Origin of the sequence: Thiorhodococcus drewsii AZ1 (genome assembly GCF_000224065.1) — a bacterium.
GTDB lineage: Bacteria > Pseudomonadota > Gammaproteobacteria > Chromatiales > Chromatiaceae > Imhoffiella > Imhoffiella drewsii.
The window spans coordinates 1-21,568 of sequence record NZ_AFWT01000029.1 but is presented as its reverse complement, the minus strand read 5'-3'; the positions used below and the strand labels follow the sequence as shown (position 1 = coordinate 21,568).

Here is a 21,568-nt window from a genome sequence, read left to right as displayed (position 1 = left end):
GCGCGAGGGTTCCGTGATGTGGGCTGTTTCCTGTCGTGATTCCCAGGATACCATTGAATGCCTCACGTGCCGTTCGGACGCTCATCGGCGTCCTGCCCCGTCGCGCCTTGACCCCAGGCGAACTTACGGCTAGCGTCCGGGCTGTCTGGCTCAGAGGTGGCTTCCCCGCAAGAGCACGCCTTCATCCTCTGGGGTTGCTTCTCGCTATGAGCGTTCGGTTGCCAATACCTAAGGCGATCTCCGCGAAAGACTGCACCTATACGTAGGATGTGGTGAGAAACGAACCGCATCGATCGCGAAAGATGCGGTTCGCACGCTCACCGCTATCCTACGGGGAGATTCTTTTTTGGAGATCGCCAAGGTCCTTTGGTGGCCGCTCGGCGAGCGTATCCGTCACAACTAAGAGTCCCGCGATGTTCACGAACCTCCGTCTTTGGGCCAACAATCTCATCGGTGTCGGGGCCGCGATCCTCCTCGCCGTTTCGGTGCTGACCTTCTTCAATCTGCGCGGTCTGGACAATGTGCTCCTGGAAGCGGAGCGGACCGAACTGCAGCAATATTTCGAGGCCATTCAGGACGACGTTGCGGCTGAGACCCGTCTCGCCGGGGCGATGAGTGCGCTCGTCGCCAATATCCCCGAGGTCCAGCAGCATTTCGCAGCGGGCGATCGGGACTGGCTGCAAGCGCAATTGCTTCCGCCCTTCAAGGTCCTGGAGCGCGACTACGGAGCCGTCCAGTTCCAGTTCCACACACCGCCTGCGACCTCCTTTCTGCGGCTGCACAAGGTCGAGAAATACGGGGACGATCTTTCCAGTTTTCGCCATTCGGTCGTGGATACCAATACCAAGCTCAAGCCTCAGCGCGGCCTGGAGTCCGGGGTCGCCGGACTGGGTGCTCGCGGCGTGGTGCCGGTGTTCGATCAGGGACGCCACCTCGGTTCGGTCGAATTCGGCATGTCTTTCGGTCCGGACTTCTTTGCCGCCTTCAAGAAGGCTCATGGGGTGGAGGCTGGGCTCCATGTGGTTCGCGACGGGGCGATCGAAACCTTTGCAATGACCAAGGGCGATAAGCCGTTCTTGGATACTGCCAGCCTGCAGGCCGCCTTCGACGGGACTCCGCAATACAAGCGAGTCGAGATCGATGGCCTCCCCATGGTGGTGTATGCCGAGCGGCTCGAGGACTATGCCGGCGCTCCACTCGGTGTCCTGGAGGTGGCCAAGGATCGCCTGCATTACCTTGATGTCGAGGCTCGGGCGACCCAGCAAGCCTGGTTGATCGGCGCTCTGATGCTGCTGTTCAGTCTGATGATTGCGATCCTGACTGCACGCGTGCTGGCACGACGGATCCTCCGGGTCTCCGATGGCCTGAACCGCGTGGCCGGGGGCAACCTGACCGGCGAGATCGAGCTGCAAGGACGGGACGAACTGGCCGAACTGGCCCAGGTTACCAATCGGATGCGCCATCGACTGCATGGGCTCGTGTCCCAGGTCGAGGCCGATGCCGCCTCGGTGCTGACCGCCGCGCGCGAGATCTCCCAGGCGGTCGACGGTCAGGCGGCGACCTCCAGCCAGATGTCGACCTCGGTGTCGGAGATCACCTCGACCATGGAGGAGCTTTCCGCGTCCTCCGGCCAGATTGCCGAGTACTCTGGGTCCGTGGTCGAGGTCGCCCGCCGCACCTACGATGGCAGCCGTCAGGGTTCGGAGGCCATGCAGCAGTTGGTCGGAAAAATGGAGGAGATCCGCCGCGACAATCAGCACTCGCTCAAGGAGATCGTCGACCTCGGCAGCAAATCGAAGGAGATCTCCAGGATCATGGAGATCATCGACACGGTCGCGGATCAGACCAAGCTGATCGCCTTCAACGCCGCGCTGGAGGCCGCCTCGGCGGGCGAGGCGGGTAAACGCTTCGGGGTGGTGGCGGCGGAGATCCGTCGGTTGGCCGATTCGGTCACCGAGTCTACCAGCGAGATCGCGCGCAAGGTCGGCGAGATCCAGGAATCCATCAGCCGTCTCGTGATCACCTCCGAAAAGGGTTCGGTCGGGATCGATCAGGGGATGGAGGCCTCTTCGCGCACCGCCTCCTTCCTCCAGGACCTGGTTCAAGCGGCGAGCGAGGCCACCAGTTCCGCCCAGCAGATCAGCCTCTCGACCCAGCAGCAGCGGACCGCGAGCAGTCAGGTCGTGGTGGCGCTCAGGGAGATCGTGACCGCCAGCTCCGACACCGCAAAGTCGGTCCGGCGGATCTCCGAGGTGGCCCAGGAGATGACCCAGCTCTCCGCCAATCTCAAGATCCAGATGGACCACTTCACCCTGAATGAGATGACGGCGGCGCCCGATTCGGCCGACGCCGCCGCGCGGACCGATTGATGGAGCCAACCGCCGTGGATCCGATCAGCGTGCTGGTGGTCGACGATAGTGGCTCGGCGCGGGCGCTGATTCGCGCTCTGCTGGAAGAGGAGCCGGGACTGCGGGTCTGCGGCGAAGCCGAAAACGGCCGCGAGGCGGTCGAGAAGGTGCTGTCGCTCAAACCGAGCATCGTCACCATGGATCTACAGATGCCCGAGATGGACGGCATGGCGGCCATCGAGGAGATCATGGCCGTCCGTGCGACGCCCATCCTGGTGCTGTCCGACCTCGCCGACGCGCGCAACGCCATGTTGGCGGTCGAGCGCGGCGCCCTGGAGGCGACCTCCAAGCCGACCATCGACGACGGTTGCTTACTGGCAGCCCGTCTCAAGATGCTCGCTGGTGTGCCCGTGATCCGCCATATTCGCCGGGGACAAGCGGTCGCTCCGACGCACATCTCGCCTCAATCGTCTGTCGCCCCGAGCGTGACAGGCGTTGTCGCACGCGCGTCCTATGCATCCGAAGTCAGCGGCTGCAACGAGGCGAGCGCCGCTCAGCGGCGGGTCTTCGCGATCGCCTCATCGACGGGCGGCCCCCAGGCACTGGCCAGCCTGCTGCCCGCGCTGCCTGCGGACTTCCCGTCACCCGTCCTGATCGCGCAGCACATCTCCGAGGGCTTTGCCGAGGCCATGGCCACGTGGCTGAACGATCTTTGTCCACTGACCGTCACGCTGGCTCGGGCGGGCGAATCGCTGCGACCGGGATGGATCTATCTGGCCGATTCCTCCTCCCACACGACACTCACCAGCGACAACCGCATCCAGCTGACGCCTTGTGCCGAGTCGGATATCTATCATCCCAGCTGCGACCGTCTGCTCGCTTCGGTGGCCGAGGTTTGCGGTCGCTGCGCGGTGGGGGTGATTCTCACCGGTATGGGGCGCGACGGGGCACGGGGCATGCTCGATATTCGTCGCGCGGGCGGAATCACCATCGGTCAGGACGAAGACAGCTCGGTGATTTTTGGCATGAATCGGGAGGCCATCCTGGCCGGCGCCGTGCAATCGGTGCTCCCGCTGAATGCCATCGCCAACGAGCTTGGCTGGCTCGCGCGTACCCCGCCGGTGGCGCGACGGGCCGCGACGCCATGAATTTCCAATCGATTCAATCCTTCATCAAGGAACGACTTGGACTGCATTTGAGCGAAGAGTCCGACGACGCATGGCGTGCCATGCTCGTCAATCGGATCGCCCGCGTTGGCGCAGATTCGGCCGATGCCTACCTGGAGTGTTTGCGTTCCGATGAGGATGAACTGCAGACGCTCACCAGTCTGCTGACCATCAACGAGACCTACTTCTACCGCGAGCCTCAGCACCTCGATCTGTTGACCGAGCGTCTGTGTCCCGAGCTGATCGCCCGCATGCAACCCGGTCGGCCGATCCGGATCCTGTCGGTCGGCTGTTCCACCGGAGAGGAGCCCTATTCCATCCTGATGGCGTTGCGCGAACGCTATGGCGAACTGGCCGACCGCCTCTTCGATCTCAATGCCGGGGACGTCGATCAGGCCGCGCTGAAGCGCGCGTGCGCGGGTATCTACAATCGCTTTTCATTTCGCACCCTGTCACCGGTTTTGATCGAGCGCTATTTCACGGCCGCCGAAGGAACCTCGCGTCGAATCGATGAGGACATCCGCCGCCAGGTCTCCTTTCAGCCACTCAACCTGTTGGCGCCCGAGTACCCGGCGGATTTGGGGGGACAGGACGTGCTGTTTTTTCGCAACGTCTCCATCTATTTCGACGCGCAGACACGGGCGCTTGTTCTGGGGCGGCTCAAGTCGCTGCTCAATCCAGGCGGGTATCTTATCGTCGGGATCTCGGAGACGCTGGCCAACGATCTCGGGGTTCTGACGCTGCGTGAGCTGGACGGGGTGTTTTTCTTCGCGAATGCGCGTCCGGATGAACCCATCCTCCAACCATCGCTTGAATCCGGTCTTGGACCCGAGATGGGGTCGGCGTTGGAGTTTGCGCCATCGCGCGTCTCCACCCGGCAACCGAACGCTATCCCGGAGGCCGTTCCGGCAATGCTCGGTGGTCTAGCTTTGAGCGGCGACCCGGACGGGCGAGCGCCGGGTCTGGAGCCGATTCGAGCGATGGGCGAACATCCCGTCTTCGAGCGGCCGCTCGTAGAGAAACCGATCGTTGCGCCGCCCGTTGGAGCAAGGGTCGAGGCTCCGGTTTCCACGTCTGCAGAGGCCGTCTATCAAGAGGCATTGGCCTTGACCCAGGCCGAGCGCTTCGACGATGCCTTGGATCGGCTTGCCCCGTTGTGCGCCGACCGTGTCCCTCGCATCCAAGACCTGACGCTTCTGGCGCACATCCTACTGGAACGGGGCGACAGGCTTGGAGCGACCGCTGCGGCGGAGCGGGCGCTCGCGATCGATCCCTGGTCTCTCGGGACCTTGCTGCTGTTGGGTCGTACCGCCCAGGAGCAGGGTGACATGGCTGGGGCGATCGGCCATCTGCGCCGGGCGATCTACCATCGTCCGGATGCCTGGCGGGCCCACTTTCAGCTCGCCGAGATCTACCACGAGGGCGGGCAGTCGGATCTGGCGCGGCGCGAGTATCGGATCGTCCTGCATCAATTGGAGCGTTTGGACATGACGAGCCCCGTCCAGTCCGGCGAGTGTGTCGACAGCGCACAAGACGTCGGTCCACTGCCATTGCCTTACTCGCTTCGGGATCTACGTCTGCTCTGCGAGACCCGATTGTCCCGACTCGGCGCGACGCAGGTCTGAGGCGCGGCCATGGCCCTCGATATCAAGAAATTCCTCGGTCGTTTCACTGGTGAGGCACGCGATCATCTAGCTCGACTCGAGACCGGGCTGGCGACCCTGTCCGCCGGCGGTACGCTCGACGGCGAAAGCATCAACGGACTCTTTCGCGCCGCCCATACCATCAAGGGCTCAGCGCGCATGCTCAAGCTGGACAGCATCGCGGATACCGCCCATCAATTGGAGGAGGTGCTGGGGGCGCTACGCGATGGCAAGCTCCAACAGTCCTCCGAGCTTGGCGGTCTCTTGATGCGCGCGGTGGATGCCATCAGCGCACTCGTCGAGCAGGTGGAGCCGACCGGCGGACAGCTCCCGTCGCCAGACCAGGCGCTGTGCGCCGCGCTCGCCCAGGCCGCCGCCGGCACAAGCTCCACCGCCGAGACCGAGAATCCGGGCGTGGCCAATCCACCGGATCCCGAGCCGGATACACCGCCATCCGCTCCCATCGCCACGTCGTCCGCGTGCGTTCGCGCCCCAGAGACCGTGCGCGTGCGCATGGAGAAGCTCGACGAACTCATCAAGCTGATGGGCGAGGTCGTCTCCAGCCAGGCCAAGTTCCGCCAGAAGCTCCTGGAGGCGAGGGCCTTGGATGCCGCCTTTCAGTCACTCCTGAGTGACACCTGCGCTGTGTCGGGTGTCGATGCGACGCGGCTGACCGAACAGGCGGCGGCCTTGCATCGTTTTACCCTGAGCCTGCGTGACCTGATTATGGAAGAGGAGCTGCTGACCGGCGACCTCAACGATCGGGCCTTGATCATGCGCATGCTGCCCCTGGCTATCGTCTTCGATCCCATCGCCAGGGTTTCCCGCGAACTGGGCCGCGACTTGGGCAAGGAGGTGCATTGCGAGATCAGCGGTGGCGAGATCGAGCTGGATCGCCACCTCATCGACCGTCTGAGCGATGTCCTGGTGCACCTGCTGCGCAACGCCATCGATCACGGGATCGAGTCTCCTCAAGAGCGCCAGGCCGCCGGCAAGCCGTCGCTCGGCCGAATCCGTCTGTCGGCGCGCCAGGAGGGGGTGGGGATCCTGATCGAGATCGAGGATGACGGTCGCGGGCTGGATCGCGACAAGATTCTCGCAAAGGCGGTGCAGAAGGGTTTGATCGACTCCGCCAGCGCGACCCTGATCAGCGACGATCAGGTCGCGGAGCTGATCTTTCAGCCCGGCTTCAGCACCAGCGCCATCATCACCGATGTCTCCGGTCGCGGTGTAGGGATGGACGTGGTCAAGCGCACCATCGTCGACGATCTCCAGGGTGCCCTGTCGGTCTCCTCGCGTCCGGGGGGCGGAACGCTCATGCGCATCCAGCTTCCGCTGTCACTCGCCATGATGCGGATCCTCCTGTTCCAGGCTGGGGGCCAGTCGTTCGGGCTGACCGCCCAGCATGTCGCGGAGCTGATCCGTATCCCCAGCGACGAGACCATCCAGGTCGCCGATCGTCCGGCTGTCATTCTGCGCAACGAATTCTTGCCCCTGATCCCCCTGGCGGAACTCCTGCGGTTACAGGAATCCATGGGAGCTTCGGACGGCGCTGGATCCGATCGAGACACTGGCGGCGAATCCCATCTCGTGGTGGTGATCAAGGTCCATCAGTCCACGCTGGGGTTGGTCGTGGACCGGCTCCTCGATGAGCGCGACATGGTGATCAAACCCCTGCCCGAACACCTGCACGGTCTGGGCATGGTGGCCGGTATGGTTGTCACTGGGACCAACGAACTGGTCAGTGTCCTTCAGGCCCCGGCACTGCTGGCCGCCGCCCGCCGCGTCCGTGGCGAGACGTTGACCGGGACGGAGCCTGCGCGCACGATCGACGAGCCCCCGATGGGCCAGCAGATCCTGGTCGTCGACGATTCGCGGAACACCCGCGAGATCGAGAAAGAGATCCTGGAGGCCCATGGCTATCGCGTCACCCTGGCCGAGGACGGGCTGGATGGTTGGCAGAAGGCATTGGGCGGTCACTTCGACGCAATAATGACCGATGTCGACATGCCCAACATGGACGGTTTTTCCCTGACCGCCCGGCTGCGGGAGAACGATCGCTATCACGGAATTCCGATCGTCATCGTGACCTCCCGTCAGAAGGAAGAGGACAAACAGCGCGGAATTCAGGTCGGGGCCGATGCCTACATCGTGAAGGGCGATTTCAATCAGTCCAGTCTGGTTGAGACACTACACAATCTGCTAGGGTGAACCGCGTCATAGCGATCCGACCAGCCGACGCTATGTGTTTGGAGTGCGTGGTTTATCCGCACGACCTGTCTACCTAACCTTGACCAATATAGAGAGTTGGAAGCCGATGCATATTCTTGTCGTCGATGACGATCCATTGGCCGGGGAGATGACGGTGGCCGTCCTAGAGGACGCCGGACATGAATGCCGGCTCGTCGAACAGGGACTGGAGGCATTGGAGGCGCTCAGCGGCACCGCAACCTTTGAACTCGTGGTTGCGGATATGCACATGCCGCTGATGAACGGGCTGGAACTCTTCGATGAGATGCGCAGTCAAGGGCTGATGATGCCCTTCGTGCTGCTCACCGGTGACGATCCGCAGCCGCTGGCGGCGCAACAGCCAGGGCTTCTGGCTTGCCTGATGAAGGACAGTTCGATGGAGACGGATCTTCCTCGAGTCATCGCGCAGCGTTAGCGCACGAGTATCGGAACATGGCCAGCGGCAAGACCGAATCCTTCAGGGAGCGCAAACAGCGGCTGCGTCAGTCCTTTATCGAGCAGTTTCCGGGACGGCTTGCCGGTGCGCGCGAACTGCTCGCTGGCTTGACCCTGGGGAGCGACCAGCGCGCAGAACTTGAGACGCTCCATCTCCTGTTCCACACCATCAAGGGTTCCGGCGCCTCCTTTGGCTTTGATTCCATCAACGCATCGGCCAAGGCCGCCGAGCAGGTGCTGCGCGAGGTGCTGGACCAGGACGCGCGGGTGACGGAGCGCTTGATCCTCGATCTGGATCAGAGACTGCGGACATTGGAGGCACTCGACCTCGCGCTCGATGCCGCCGCCGGTCCCGACCCGGGGCCGAGCTTCGAGATTCCCGCCCGGCAGTCGGTCGATGGCTGTACCAGTGGGCGGCTTCAACGGTTGGTCTATCTGTGCGACGACGATTCGGTCATCGCCCAGGAGCTGTCTGGTCAACTGAGCTGCTTCGGCTATCAGGTTATCCCCTTCGTGACCCTGGATGCACTGCGTCGGGCCTTTCAGAGCGAACGTCCAAGCGCGATCATCATGGACGTGATCTTCCCGGAAGGTCAGGATGCGGGTCCTGCTGTCATCGCGGAACTGAATGCCACCATCGATCGGCCGGTTCCCTGCGTCTTCATATCGAGCCGCAACGACTTCAGTGCCCGGTTGCAGGCGGTTCAGTCCGGTGGAAACGCCTACTGTCCCAAGCCCGTCAATGCGGTCGAGATGGCGGAGATTCTCGACCAGCTGACCAACCGCAGCCCCCCCGAGCCCTACCATATTCTCATCGTGGATGACGACCCGGACGTGGCCCAGTTCTTTTCCATGGTGCTGGAAGAGGCGGGGATGGTCACCCGAGTGACGAATGAGCCCGAGCGCGTGCCCGATACGCTCGATGGTTTCGATGCCGACCTGGTGCTGATGGACCTTTACATGCCCAAATGTTCGGGTCCGGACCTGGCCAGGGTGTTGCGCCAGATGCCCGGCTATCTCAGCCTGCCGATCATCTATGTCTCCTCGGAGACCAACGCCGAGCGTCAGTTCAAGGCATTGGAAGTCGGCGCCGATGGTTTTCTCACCAAGCCGCTCGCCCCCGAGAGACTGATTGCCGAGGTCAAACTGCGTGCGGAGCGCATGCGCACCCTGCGCTCGCTGATGATTCGCGACGGCCTGACCGGGCTCTTCAATCACAACGCCATCCTCCAGTTGCTGGAGGTCACCGAGGCCGCGTGCCGTCGGACCCAGACCAGCCTCTGTATGGCCATGATCGATGTGGATCACTTCAAGTCCATCAACGATACCTATGGGCATCCGGTCGGCGATCAGGTGCTGATGGCCCTGAGCCGCACGCTGCGGTTGCGACTGCGCGAGGTCGATCTGGTGGGGCGCTATGGTGGGGAGGAGTTCGCGATCATCCTGGTCGGCGTGGATGCCGCGTATGCGAAGTCGATCATCGACGAATTGAGGGCCGATTTCGCCGAGGTGTCCTTTTTCGCCGATGGCTTCGAATTTCATTGCGCCTTCAGCGGTGGCATCGCTGCCTACCCGCAATTCGGTACGGCATCGGCGTTGGTCGATGCTGCGGACCGGGCGCTCTATCGGGCCAAGCGTAATGGCCGAAATCGGGTCGAGATCGCCACGACCATGACGGATGTGTCCGCCAAGCCAGTACCTCCTGGGGGAATGCGCAATGAGCACTAGCATCAAGAGCGAGGTCGGCGAAAAAGATCCGTTGGCATCGGCTCTGGACCAGAGTCACTCTGCCGATCAGAGCATTGTCGAGGCCGCGACCGTCAAGCACGTCATCTTTGCCATCGATGAGGCGCTCTTCGCCTTTCCTGGCGGCAATGTTGCCGAAATCCTACCGCTGACGACCATTCATTACGTGCCGGGCTGTCCACCCTCGCTGGAGGGGGTGATTAACGTGCGCGGCGATATCACCTCGGTGATTCGTCTTGGCGACCTGCTGGGATGCAGGCACGCGCCTGACAGTCGGCGTGCGGCGATCCTGCTGGGACAGAGTCGCGGCACGGATGATGCCCCGATGCGCAGCGGCCTGCGCGTCGATCGGGTGGAGGATGTCCTGGATGTCATCGAGGAATCCATTCTTCCGCCGACGGACACCCTGCCGGAGCAACTGCGCGGTCTGGCCACCGGTATCTTCCAACACCATGGCCAAGCGGTCATCGCACTGGATCTGGAGCGGCTGTTTCAAGACTACCGCCGCGCACTGCGTTGATGTCCAGGACGATGGACCAGCAAGCGACCGATGCGAGCGGAATCGACTTGGTGCGATTTCGCGTCGGTACCCTGACGCTGGCCGTGGAACGGGCCAAGGTGCTCGGCATGTGCGAAACCCAGGATCCGCTCGCCCCGAGTCTGGCCGACCTGCTCCAGATGCAGGAATCGGCGGCGCCGGCCGCTTCCCTTGGGCGCCTGCTGGAATTCGACCATCCCGATGGGCCGCACAGCCTGCGGGTGGACGAGCCGGTCATCCACTGGCGTCTCCCCACCAGCGACCTCCGACCCTTGCCGCCGCTGCTGGCGGCCCGCCAGGGTCTGGCCTGCGTGCGCGCCCTGGCGTGTGTAGGACATCCGCCCGATGACACCTTGATCATCGTTCTCGACGCCTGGCTGCTACCCCGACGCGTTACGGCGGCGGATGACGTCCACTCGCCGGACGACTGAGCATGGATCGATCGTCGATGTCTGGATCTCGTCGACAGTGGATCAAGACTCGCTAAGGCCGTCTTGAAACGCCGATCATGGTGATACCCGTCACACGCGGGTTTTTCGCTCTGGAGCACGTCCCTCGCGCGCCAGTGCCGCGTTGCCGCTCTTTGCCGTGGGGGCCGCCACGACGCGTCTCGGCGCCTTGCCCTGACGCACGATGGACACACTCCAAGACCGGAAATCCCACACGTGACGGGTATACAATCGCGCACTTTTACGACCGACCCATCGAGCGCCAGCCTATGTTCCTGTCACCCTTCTTCACCGAGGATGCCGGCATTGTCCGCATCTCCCCCGCCCAAGGCAGCGCCTTCGCCAAGGACATCGCTGGCGATTTCAATCCGATCCACGATGCCGACAATCCCCGCTTCTGCGCGCCGGGCGACCTGCTGTTCGCGCTCGCCCTGAGCCGGCACGGGATCGCGCGACAGATGGCGTTTCGCTTCACCGGCATGGTGGGCGCGGCGACGGCGCTCACCTTTGCGCCGGTGGATGGTGGCCTGCTGGTTTCGGACGCAGCGGGGAAGTCCTGTCTGGAGGTGTCAGCGAGCGGCGAGCTGAGCCGGGATGCGCATTTCATCGAGTCTCTGGTGCGGCGCTACGTCGCCTTCTCCGGCCAGAATTTTCCGCACATCCTGGTGCCGCTGATGGAGGAGCAGGGCGTGATGATCAACACCGATCGTCCGCTGGTGATCTACGAGCGCATGTCGTTCGATCTGGACCGACTGGATGCGCCGGATCTGGAGTTGACCCTGGTCGGCAGCCGGCTCGAGGTGAATGGCCGCCGCGGCGATGCGCGTCTGGAGTTCCAGGTCAGCAGCGCGGGCGAGCCGATCGGGCACGGCGCCAAGACGCTGATCCTGAGCGGCCTGCGCGATCTGGATCGGGAGTCGCTACAGGGATTGGTCGACCGTTACGCAGCCAAAAAGGCGGCCTATCTGGGCGCTGATTGAGCGTTCGGCGATTGCGTGCCGAGGGTTGGCGGTCTAAGCGTCGGACACGCGCATCTCGCCCGTCGATGCGAATGCATTCGCACCGATGTCTCATGCAAGCCGCCGGTCTCGGAAGGCCCGGTCTCTGTTGTCGTTGGTTGCTAACGCCGGGGCCTATAGGGGGCGACAAAGAAGAGGATCGTCAGTCCGAGCAGCGAGAGTAGTGTGAGCCAGAAGGAGAGGCGGTTGACCAGGCGCCAGCCGGGGTTGGATTTGCGGGTGATCTGGAAGTCTTCGACATAGACGGTCTCGCAGGCGCCGTTGCCGGTGTCGTTGCGGCTGGTGCTGGTTCCGCGACTGAATCCGCCGGCGTGCGAGTAGTTGGCCAGTTTGCCGCTGAAGTGGATCTGGTCGCCGATCTCGGCCGACTTGATTGCGCGGTAGAGATAGCCGCTGTGGGTCAGCAGATGGTTGTTGGAGAGCTGGTTCCAGGCAAAGCGCTGGGCGGTGGCGGAGTCGTCGCTGGAGACCCAGCAGGTCCAGGTGGTGTTCTTGTAGGCCATGTCGCGGAAGACACCGCTGCTGACGTTGTCGCCCCAGACGACGCAGAGGTCGCGGATGTTGATGAAGTCCTTCCAGTCCTTGGTGTGGTAGATGTCCCAGAAGACGTCGCTGTCGTGCAGGCTGACCACAACGCCGTCGAGTTCGTAGTCGAACAGCGGTTCGATGCGGTATTGAATGCCCTCGGCCTCGATCTGGAAGGGTTCGCTGGCGGTCGGGGTCTGGCGCGGCTCGACCAGTCGGGCGCTGTCGTAGAAGCTCGCGGGCGGCAGCTGGTCCTTCTGCCAATGGCTCCAGAGCAACAGTCCGAGGCTTGAGAGGAAGAGGAGCAGGGTCAGCTGGTTGACCAGTCGGTATGGGAAGGCGCTGGTGTCGGCTTGACGGAGGAGGGTGGCGCGCTCGGGCGTCTCGGATGGCGATCGGGCATGCACGAACTTGGCGAAGGCAATGCCGCAGCGGCGGCAGATGTCGCCGGGCGGTTGTTCCTCTCCGCAGTTGGGACAGCGCATACCGCCCTTCTGTAGGTCCAGATCGCTGGGCTGCGCGAAGACGGCCGCCGCGCTCTGGGGCGCCTCGGTCGTTTCCTCACGGATGAGGCACTCGATTCCGGCTGCCTCGAAGCGTGTTTGGGCGGCTTGCGCCCGCTCCAGGGTGAGGTCGCCCTTGAGTTTGCGGGGGCGTCCGTTGAGTGCCGCATCGGCCTGCGGCAAGGTCAGTCGCAGCAGTTCGGCGAAGGCGGCGACGGCTTGGTGACGTGGTGTCCCTGGATGCAGCTCGCCGGATAGCATCAGTGAATAGCGTTTCAAGAGCCCCTGACCCTCGCTCGGTCTCATCAGGCTCTATGGTACAGGCTCCTCACGGTCGCACCGATGATTAGGTCACGGATCCGGCATCCATCCGGGAATCGTGCTGATTGCTGGAGGCTGGAGGCAGGCTCAAGGGTTAAGATTGCCCGTTCGCCGAGTTCACCCGGTATCACTCCTCAATCAGGCCACCCTACCGACGAGCGTCCCATGCCCGATCCGAATCGCATCGCCTGCTTCTTTTCCACCTCCGGTCACAGCGGCGTGGACCGCGCAGCTCGGCATCTGATTCCGGCGCTCGCGGGGCGCGGCTATCGGGTCGATCTGCTCAAGGTGCGTCGGCACGGGCCGGTCCTGGACGCGATCCCGGACGGTGTACGGGTGATCGATCTGGGATCGCGTCACACACTGGCCTGTCTCCCAGCGGTGGTGCGCTATCTTCGACGTTATCGGCCGGCGGCCATGCTTTCGGACAAGGACCGGGTGAACCGAATCGCCCTTTTCGCGCGTTTTATTTCACGGGTGCCGACGCGTCTGGTGCTGCGATCGGGGACCACGATTTCGATCGATCTGGCGAGCCGGAGCGTCTTGGAGCGTTGGGTTCAGCGCTGGTCGATGGGACACCTCTATACCTTCGCGGATCAGGTCATCGTTGCCAGCGAGGGCGTTGCGGACGACATGGCCGACTATACGGGGCTGGCACGCTCGCACATCCGTGTGGTGCCGCCGCCGGTGGTCCCGGCCAATCTGTTTGAGGCGATTCAGCCGATTCCGGATCACCCCTGGTTCGGTCAGCCGGGCTCTCCGCTCATCCTGAGCGCGGGCGAGCTTTGCAGCCGCAAGGACTTCGAGACCCTGATCCGGGCCTTTGCGCGACTGCGGGCCGACCGTCCCTGCCGGCTGATGATCCTCGGCAAGGGGGCCGCGCGCGAGCGTCTGCTGGTCCTGGCCGAGCAGCTCGGGGTTGCGCAGGATTTCGATCTGCCCGGCTATGTGCCCAATCCCTACGCCTACATGGCCCACGCCGATCTCTTCGCCTTCACCTCGCGCTGGGAGGGGCTGGGATTCGTGTTGATCGAGGCGCTTGCGGTCGGTACGCCGGTGGTTTCCACCGATTGCCCGAGCGGCCCGGACGAGATCCTGGGGTCTGGACGCTATGGTCCCTTGGTTGCGGTGGGTGATGACGCGGGGTTGGCCGTGGCGATGGCGGAGACCCTGGACGCCCCGCTCGAAGTGGATTTCCTGCGTCAGGCCGCGCGTCCCTATGAGATCGAGGCGAGTGCGGACGCCTATCTGGATGCCATGGGTCTGCCGCATCGATATCCGGCTGAAGGTCTTCGCCGCGAGGAGCTGGAACGGACCGATTGCTGAAGCTGAACGCGAGAACGGGGCCAGTGGCCCCGTCGAGGATGCGTTGATTGGGATCTGAACGATGCTTGCGGACCGGTTGGACCGGCTCGCGTCAGCGATCAGGACCCGCCGCGCAGGGCGTAGGGGATCAGCGGAACCAGACAGATGGCAAGCGCCAGCCAGAATGCCCGGCGTTCATTGGTACGCACTGTTTCCTGGGTCATGTCGGTCACCTCGTTGATTGGCTTCACTGTTGTGGTTGCGGGTTGGTTTCGAGACGGTGTCTCGGATCCTCAGGCGCCGCCGCGCAGGGCGTAAGGGATCAGCGGAACCAGACAGATGGCAAGCGCCAGCCAGAATGCCCGACGTTCATTGGTACGCACTGTTTCCTGGGTCATATCGATCACCTTGATTGTCGGATGTTGCAAGGGGTGGTCGAACAAAACCTGTTCGTCGCGTCTCTCTTAACTCTTCCGGATTGCACCCGTTCGACCGCTTACGGTTATCAAGATAGATGCGTTTGCAGAAACGTCAATGAATACCATGTTCAATAGGTGGTCATTTCGCAGCATTTTGCTGTGGAAATAGCTCAGAGGCTGTTCGCTTGCCTCTTGGGACAACTCGCGAAGCGGAGCGTCGAGGGAATAGATGACGAAGCGGGGCTTTGTCACCAGGAGGACGTGGGGATGGGTGAAGGGGAGAATGAGGTCGCAGTTATGATCCGCTGGTAGCTGGTAGCTGGTAGCTGGTAGCTGGTAGCTGGTAGCTGCCTCAACCCTCAACCATTCGTTGGATGCGTTGCGCGAGGTTGTCGAGGGATGCGGGAGAGTAGTCGCGCCAGTGGGCGCGGACGAAGGCGTGGAAGTAGAGATAGCGCAGGTACTGTTGAATCAGCTCGCGGTCCGGGGGCTGGGTCAGTGCCTGGGTCAGCCGGCTGGCGAGTTGGTCGCGCTCGGTTACCGGATGGACCAATCCCTGGCGCACATAGAAGTTGTTGCCCAGGGTGACGACCGGTGTGTCGAAGATGAGTCCCTCGATTCCGACCGTCGAGTTGACGGTAACGACGCACTCGGCCCGCTGGAGGAGCGGGCGAACGTCGCCGCCGCCGACCCAGATCAGATCGGGATAGGACTCGGCCAGCGGGTCGTAGTCGGTCTTGTCCAGATCGGCTGGGTGGAGCTTGACGACCAGTCTCAGCTGGGGTGCGACCCTGGAGAGCGCCGCTCTGACGTCGGCGATGGCCTGGTCGAGTCGGTTGGCGTAGATGGGCGAGTGGATGGTGAGCTGGCTGTCGCTGCGCACCTGGAGCGGGAAGAAGACGAAACGCTCGGGTAGCGACGGGATCTCGCGCGGGATCAGCCGATTGGCCTGGATACGGGCGTCGCGCTCGCCCCAATCGTTCCACGCCTGGATCAGATAGGCGAGGGGAGACGGGCGCACCCGACCCCCTGGCGGTGGGCTCCGGCGCGGCGGCCGGCCGCCGCGATAGTCGGCGAGCAGGATCTCGAATTCCTGGATCTGATCCTGGCTGTAGATCTGTGCACGGATTTCGTCCAGATCCAGCTCGCGTCCGATCGAGGCGAAGGCATTGACCCCCTCTGGATCGATCTGGAGCGTATTCGGCAGATAGCCGTTCTCGGCGAAGAGTCGCGGAATGCCGCGTCGACTCGCCAGTTGGTCGGCGATGGCGGCGGTCAGGCCCGAGCCGTTCCAAAGGAAGATGCCTGCCGGCTCGACCTGATCGAGGAAGGCGTCGATTTTGCCCGCTAGTTGGAAGAGGGCGGGTGACTGGCGTTCGACCAGCGCTCGGTCGCCTGTTTTACGCAGCCGCGCGAGCAGCGCCTCGGTATCCAGCTCCAGGGCGGGCTTGGCCGTGCGTGCCGAGACCGATTGCGGCAGGACCTCCTGGCCGAGCCGGCGCAGCAGACTGCGGCTCTTGACTCGGGTCGAGAAGAAGACCGCTCGGTGCGTCGGGGCCAGCCGTTCGCCGACCGCCGCGAGAAACTGGACCAGATTGGGTCCGGGCTCGATGAAGGCGATGCTGTTGGGTGTCATGAGGGGTGTCCGTTTGGGGGCTGTCCAGCGTCCAAGTCCCGCCCATTCAGTACTGGCGCTCGCAGCGCGTCCGAGGACGCCTTCATGTCAGGAGCACTGGGCCGATCGTCGCTCAGTCTGGGCGCCGCCGGTTCAGGTTCATCGCCAGCAGCCAGCAGGTCAGCAACACGAAATAGCCGGCGGTGAAGCGCATCAGCAGGATGGAATCGGTGAGCGAGTATTGCATGAAGCTCAGGATGACGAGCACGCCGGCATAGCCCAGCGCGCGCTCGGACATCTCGGCGCCCAGGATGGCGTTGCGGACGAAGAAGGCGAGCGGGACCAGATAGAGGAGCAGGAGCGATCCCAGTCCAAGCAGACCGCGTGTCGCCAGGGCATGGATATAGTCGTTGTGGGCATGGGTGTGTCCGTTGCCGTGGTCGAACTCGACGATCGCCTGCGAGATGCGTCCTTCATTGGCGTCCTGCTTGAAATAGGCGTTGAGCTGTCCGACGCCGATTCCGATCAGCGGGTGTCCCTCGTAGGCCTGCCAGGCAGCGCGCCACATCTCGAAGCGCTCGCCGAGCGAATTACCGGCCTCGACGTTCGCCCCCGGCCGATAGTCGCGAATCTCGCTCACCGCCGCGCTCAAGCGCTCGCGGATCTGGTCCGATTGCGCTATGAGACCCGTGCCGACCAGCGCGAGACATAGCAGTCCGAGCAGAATGGCACGGCGTCTCTTCGGATATGCGTGGATCAGATGCAGCACGATAATGAGCAGGCCCGTCGGCAAGACGAGCCAGGCCGCTCGGGTGCCCGAGACCAGGCTTGCATAGAGACCGAGTCCGGCTGCGATCAGAAAGAGGATCGTCCAGAGGTGTCGACGTCCTTGGAAGGTGCTGGCCCCGAGTAGACAGAGCACGGAGCTCAGGGTCGCGATGTCACCGAAGGGGATCGGCTTGCCCTTGCTGCCGCCCGCGCGATAGACCAGGCCGGTCGCCTGCTCGTAGGCATGGGCGAAGGTGGGCATCTCCCAGAGCGCATAGATCCCCGAGAGTGCGGAGGTCATGGCCACGGCCACCCAGAACCAGGCGGGGTGCGGACGCACCTGGACCAGAAAGGGAAGCATCAGGGCGGCGGCGAGGAAATAGACGAAGTTCTCCAGTCGGTCGACCGCATCCGGATTGAAGCCGACCCGCCCGGCCGAGATGACGGCCACGATCGCATAGAGGAGGAAAATGCCGGCCAGGACACGGGTTGCCCCGTCGGCACCGATGCCGCGTCCGGACCTCAGCCGCAGCACCCACCAGAGGAGACTGAACAGCATGATCCCGTGCAGGATCGGGCCATGCAGTTGGTAGTAGGCCGCCGTGATCGTCGCAGCACTGGCCGCGAGCAGTGCCGGGGTCAGGTGGAGGATGAGCTGTTCCACATCGATCCGCGTCAGAAAAGCCGGAAGCTTGGCCACCTGTGTCACCCCAGTGAAGACTGTCGATTGTCGTGCGGGCGGCTGATGCTGGGCCTCCCGGAGAAAAGGCCGGTCGCGTCGCCTCTAGTCGTTGGCCGGCGATCCTATCATGTCGTCGCGCAGGATTCGGGGAGATCGCGAGCGCCGTTCGCCGTCGGCCGGTGCCTGGGACGCTGGTTTATACTGCCGACCATTCTTTCCGGTTTCCGACGGTCGTGCCGCACCGTGAGACCTCGATTGCCACGCCAGATGCGACTCGCATGAATTCCATCCTCATCGTTCGACTCAGCGCCATTGGGGACATCGTCTTCGCCTCCCCGTTGATCGCGGCCTTGAGACGCAAATGGCCTCGGGCGCGAATCACCTGGCTGGTGCAGCCCGAATGCGCGACCCTGCTCGACCGCCATCCCGACTTGGACGAGGTAATCGTCTGTCCCCTGCGCCGGTGGCAGCAGCTCTTGCGCGAGCGCCGCTTCGGCGAACTCCGAAATTGCATCCTGACCCTGCGCGAGAACCTGATCGCGCGCGATTTCGATCTGGCCCTCGATCTCCAGGGGCTGCTCAAGAGCGGTCTGCTGACCTGGCTCTCGAGCGCGCGGGAGCGCATTGGACTGGGCTCACGCGAAGGCAGTCAGTGGCTCATGACCCGCCGTCTACCGCGCGGCGGTGACCCGGAGCGGATCGGATCGGAATATCTCTATCTGGCCGAACAGCTTGGGCTACCGACCGACGATTTCCGCATGGCCGTCCACTATGCCCCGGCGGATGCGGCCTTCGTGGAAGAGACGATCGAGCGCAAAGGGCTCGGTGGCGGTTATGCCGTCTTCTGTCCCTTCACCACCCGCCCTCAGAAGCATTGGATCGAGGACCGTTGGGCACGGCTCGCGCCGCGCATCCGCGCCGAGCTGGGACTGACTCCGGTGCTGCTCGGCGGGCCGGCCGATCAAGCCTCGGCCCAGCGCATCACCGACGCGGCCGAGGCGGATCTGGTCGATCTCACCGGTCAGACCAGTCTCACCGAGGCGGCCGCCATGATCGATCGGGCCGATCTGCTGATCGCCGTGGATACCGGGCTCGGTCACATGGGCATCGCCTTCGATACCCCGAGCCTGCTGCTGTTCGGTTCCACCTGTCCCTACACCGACACGACGCGGGACAACGCCAGGGTGCTCTATCACGCGCAGCCCTGCTCGCCCTGCAAGCGCCGTCCGATCTGCGAGGGCCGTTTCGACTGCATGCGCGCCATCACCTCTGAGGAGATCGTCGAAAATGCGCGTCAGGTACTGCGGGTGGCCCGGTGAGGATTTTGCACGTCGAGGGCGGGCGCCATCTCTACGGCGGCTCATTTCAGGTGCTGCATCTGCTGCGCGGGCTGGCCGCGCGCGGACATGAGAATCTGCTCGCCTGTCCGCGAGGCTGCCCGCTTGCCGCAGCCGCCGAGCCGGTCGCCGAGGTGCACGATATGCCCATGCACGGTGATGCCGATCTGCTGATGGCGGCTCGGCTCCATCGTCTGATTCGGGCGTCTCGACCGGATCTGGTCCATCTGCACAGCCGTATCGGCGCGGACGTCATGGGCGGTCTGGCGGCGCGGTTGGCCGGTGTCCCGGTGATCCATACCCGGCGGGTCGACAACCCCGAACCGCGCTGGCTGGTCGCGCTCAAATACCGGCTGCACGACCGGGTGATCGCCATCTCCGAAGGCATCGGACGGGTTCTGGTCGGGGAGGGGCTGCCGCCCGCCAAGCTGCGTCTGGCGCGCAGCGCGGTCGACTTCGAGAGCTATGCCCGTCCCCGCGATCGGTCTCTGGTCGCCGAGCGGCTCGGTGTCGCGCCGGATGCATTGTTGGTCGGGGTCGTCGCTCAGCTGATTCAGCGCAAGGGACATGCCGTTCTGCTCGATGCGCTGCCGCCGTTGTTCGAGACCTATCCCGATCTGCGGGTCGTCTTTCTCGGTCAGGGTCCCTTGGCCGAGCCGCTGCGCGAGCGCATCGCCGGCGAGGGTCTGGCCGACCGTGTCGTACTGGCCGGATTCCGCGACGATCTGGACGTGCTGCTGCCCGGTTTCGATCTCATCGTGCATCCGGCCCTGATGGAGGGGCTCGGCGTTTCGCTGCTTCAGGCCGCGAGCGCCGGGGTACCCATCGTCGCGAGTCGCGCCGGCGGCATCCCGGAGGCGGTCCGGCATGGCGAGAATGGCCTGCTGGTTCCGCCGGGCGATCCGGCTGCGCTGCGCGAGGCCATTGGCAGCCTGCTGTTCGATCCGGAGCGTCGTCGCGAACTGGGCGCAGCGGGCCGTGCGCTCATGGTGCGCGAGTTCTCCATCGACGCCATGGTCGAGGCCAACCTGGCCGTCTATCGCGAGCTGGTCTGACCCCGACCAGCGATTCCCCCTGGCCGCTTCCCGAACGCCTGTCTCCTCCCACCGTCGGCACGGCCGTTCAGTGGTTCGGGGGCCTGTCTGTCGAATTTTCGCGATCCACGCGTAAGAAAAGTGGCGAGTTGCGGAGCTGCGTGCCGATGAAAATGCGGATGGTGATCCAGTGCTTGCGAATACAGCCATGTTCTGGCGCGCTGTATCGTCGGCCTTTGCGGCCCCATGACGGTCTTCGACAGGACCCTGGACGTGACGTACGACGAGACAAGCTGGTGGCGATTGTTGCCCTCGTCGCGGAGATCCCGCAGGCGCCCCGATCATGGCGTGGCGTAGTTTTCGATCCCTGAAGGGCGAAGGTGAGAGAAATGCAAACTGATCAGTACCTTGTCAGACTCGACTTCCGGCCGGAAGACGTTGGCGTTAGTTCGATGACGCTTCAGCTTGCGGTGGATCCGGCGCGCGGTGCTCTGAGCGGTCGGGCCGAAGGGACCATTCGCGAAGGGAAAGTCCAGGGTCCGCGTTTCTCGGCCGACGCCTCCGGAAACGTGTACAGCACCGGGTTGACCTCGGCGACCAAGGTGGCCGGGGTCGAAGGGCAGGCGATAGTCTGTTTCCCGCCTCCGGATATCAGATTCTATCTGACTTCGTTCAAGGCGAGCTTTGTCATCGACGATGATTGGAAGGGGGTCGGCACTTTTTCGGTCGGAAAAGATTCCTACGATTGCCACCTGTCCAAGACCGAATGCTAGCCGATCCTGTGCCATAGCATCGCCAGGCGGCTGGGCCCTTTGTTCATGCGCTGCCCGGCGTGTCGTCTCTTCCTCCCTCGTGCTCAAGCGCGTCCGCAATGCCTCATCTGACGTCGAAGCGGACGATACGGCGTCCGTCCTCGAACTGCGGGTGCGTCCCGGAGTCCTCGCAAAGCTCGGCGAAGAAGCGTGTTGGTCCGTCGTGCGGGTGGCGTTGGGCCAGTGAGGCGAACCCTTCGCCGGCACCTGACCAGTCGCCGCGCTGCATGGCGGCCAGTGCATCCTCGAACGCCCTGACGAAGTCCGGGGTCTCCCTGTCGCCGTCGTCCGCGCGCCCCATGAGCTCGAAGAGACGGACCGGGGTCCGCTTCCCGGCGAGCCCGAACCATCCGAGATCGCGGATCGCGAAGCCCTCCAGACCCTCCCGAACCTCCCCCGACACCAGGATCCGGGTGCCGAGCCGCTTGCTCGCCTGCTCGATGCGCGTGGCGGTGTTGACCACGTCGCCGACCGCCCGGTATTCGAAGTGCTCGTCGGCGCCCACGTCGCCCAGACAGACCTCGCCGAAGTGCAGACCGATGCGGATGGGGATGCCCCCGTCCGGCCGGGCGGCGTTGAAGGACTCGACCGCCGCGAGAATCTCGAGGGCCGCCGCGCAGGCGCGCCCGCGCTCGCGCGCCATCCCGCCCGCG

Annotated in this window: 17 protein-coding genes; 13 read left to right on the top strand and 4 right to left on the bottom strand. The window is 63.9% G+C overall.

What is annotated here, in order from left to right:
* The first annotated feature begins 413 nt into the window (after positions 1-413).
* The 9 genes from THIDRDRAFT_RS17070 (at position 414) to THIDRDRAFT_RS17030 (ending at position 11,555) form a co-directional block, all read left to right on the top strand.
* Positions 414-2,369, top strand: a complete 1,956-nt coding sequence (locus THIDRDRAFT_RS17070; RefSeq protein ID WP_007042141.1) for a methyl-accepting chemotaxis protein — start codon at positions 414-416, stop codon at positions 2,367-2,369.
* A gap of 14 nt (positions 2,370-2,383) precedes the next feature.
* Entirely contained in the window at positions 2,384-3,496 is a 1,113-nt protein-coding gene (cheB, locus tag THIDRDRAFT_RS17065) for a chemotaxis-specific protein-glutamate methyltransferase CheB (RefSeq protein ID WP_139058785.1), read from the top strand.
* Positions 3,493-5,139, top strand: a complete 1,647-nt coding sequence (locus THIDRDRAFT_RS23985; RefSeq protein WP_007042139.1) for a CheR family methyltransferase — start codon at positions 3,493-3,495, stop codon at positions 5,137-5,139. The genes cheB and THIDRDRAFT_RS23985 overlap by 4 nt, the downstream gene beginning before the upstream one ends.
* Before the next feature lie 9 nt (positions 5,140-5,148).
* Positions 5,149-7,368: a hybrid sensor histidine kinase/response regulator gene (locus THIDRDRAFT_RS17055; RefSeq protein WP_007042138.1), complete on the top strand. Its 2,220-nt coding sequence runs from the start codon at positions 5,149-5,151 to the stop codon at positions 7,366-7,368.
* A gap of 106 nt (positions 7,369-7,474) precedes the next feature.
* Positions 7,475-7,822 carry a response regulator gene (locus THIDRDRAFT_RS17050; protein ID WP_007042137.1) on the top strand — a complete coding sequence of 116 codons (348 nt, stop codon included), beginning with the start codon at positions 7,475-7,477 and terminating at the stop codon, positions 7,820-7,822.
* 17 nt (positions 7,823-7,839) lie between these two features.
* On the top strand, positions 7,840-9,570 hold the full coding sequence (locus THIDRDRAFT_RS17045; RefSeq protein ID WP_007042136.1) for a diguanylate cyclase: 1,731 nt from the start codon (positions 7,840-7,842) through the stop codon (positions 9,568-9,570).
* Entirely contained in the window at positions 9,560-10,108 is a 549-nt protein-coding gene (locus THIDRDRAFT_RS17040; protein WP_007042135.1) for a chemotaxis protein CheW, read from the top strand. The genes THIDRDRAFT_RS17045 and THIDRDRAFT_RS17040 overlap by 11 nt, the downstream gene beginning before the upstream one ends.
* 11 nt (positions 10,109-10,119) lie before the next feature.
* Positions 10,120-10,557, top strand: coding sequence for a hypothetical protein (locus THIDRDRAFT_RS17035; RefSeq protein WP_040845204.1), 438 nt, complete (start codon positions 10,120-10,122; stop codon positions 10,555-10,557).
* A gap of 287 nt (positions 10,558-10,844) precedes the next feature.
* On the top strand, positions 10,845-11,555 hold the full coding sequence (locus THIDRDRAFT_RS17030; protein WP_007042133.1) for a DUF3581 family protein: 711 nt from the start codon (positions 10,845-10,847) through the stop codon (positions 11,553-11,555).
* A gap of 140 nt (positions 11,556-11,695) precedes the next feature.
* On the opposite strand, the gene THIDRDRAFT_RS17025 is transcribed toward THIDRDRAFT_RS17030, so the two are convergent.
* On the bottom strand, positions 11,696-12,928 hold the full coding sequence (locus THIDRDRAFT_RS17025) for a hypothetical protein (RefSeq protein WP_007042132.1): 1,233 nt from the start codon (positions 12,926-12,928) through the stop codon (positions 11,696-11,698).
* A 180-nt stretch (positions 12,929-13,108) separates the two neighbouring features.
* Between THIDRDRAFT_RS17025 and THIDRDRAFT_RS17020 the strand changes: the two genes are divergently transcribed.
* Positions 13,109-14,269 (top strand): glycosyltransferase, encoded by a 1,161-nt coding sequence (locus THIDRDRAFT_RS17020; RefSeq protein ID WP_007042131.1) that lies wholly within the window; start codon positions 13,109-13,111, stop codon positions 14,267-14,269.
* A gap of 750 nt (positions 14,270-15,019) precedes the next feature.
* On the opposite strand, the gene THIDRDRAFT_RS17015 is transcribed toward THIDRDRAFT_RS17020, so the two are convergent.
* The gene (locus THIDRDRAFT_RS17015) at positions 15,020-16,303 is read right to left on the bottom strand and encodes a capsular polysaccharide export protein, LipB/KpsS family (RefSeq protein ID WP_007042128.1); all 1,284 of its coding nucleotides are present in this window, start codon (positions 16,301-16,303) and stop codon (positions 15,020-15,022) included.
* 112 nt (positions 16,304-16,415) lie between these two features.
* Entirely contained in the window at positions 16,416-17,750 is a 1,335-nt protein-coding gene (locus THIDRDRAFT_RS17010) for an O-antigen ligase family protein (protein WP_139058784.1), read from the bottom strand.
* A 260-nt stretch (positions 17,751-18,010) separates the two neighbouring features.
* On the opposite strand from THIDRDRAFT_RS17010, the gene THIDRDRAFT_RS17005 reads away from it, so the two are divergent.
* From THIDRDRAFT_RS17005 to THIDRDRAFT_RS16995, 3 genes are all read left to right on the top strand, one after another.
* On the top strand, positions 18,011-19,051 hold the full coding sequence (locus tag THIDRDRAFT_RS17005) for a glycosyltransferase family 9 protein (RefSeq protein ID WP_007042126.1): 1,041 nt from the start codon (positions 18,011-18,013) through the stop codon (positions 19,049-19,051).
* Positions 19,048-20,124, top strand: coding sequence for a glycosyltransferase (locus THIDRDRAFT_RS17000; RefSeq protein ID WP_007042125.1), 1,077 nt, complete (start codon positions 19,048-19,050; stop codon positions 20,122-20,124). Before THIDRDRAFT_RS17005 ends, THIDRDRAFT_RS17000 begins: the two co-directional genes overlap by 4 nt.
* Before the next feature lie 368 nt (positions 20,125-20,492).
* Positions 20,493-20,876 carry a DUF1842 domain-containing protein gene (locus tag THIDRDRAFT_RS16995; protein ID WP_007042124.1) on the top strand — a complete coding sequence of 128 codons (384 nt, stop codon included), beginning with the start codon at positions 20,493-20,495 and terminating at the stop codon, positions 20,874-20,876.
* 103 nt (positions 20,877-20,979) lie between these two features.
* On the opposite strand, the gene THIDRDRAFT_RS16990 is transcribed toward THIDRDRAFT_RS16995, so the two are convergent.
* Positions 20,980-21,568: adenylate/guanylate cyclase domain-containing protein (locus THIDRDRAFT_RS16990; RefSeq protein ID WP_007042123.1), on the bottom strand; the 589-nt coding region annotated here is incomplete at its 5' end.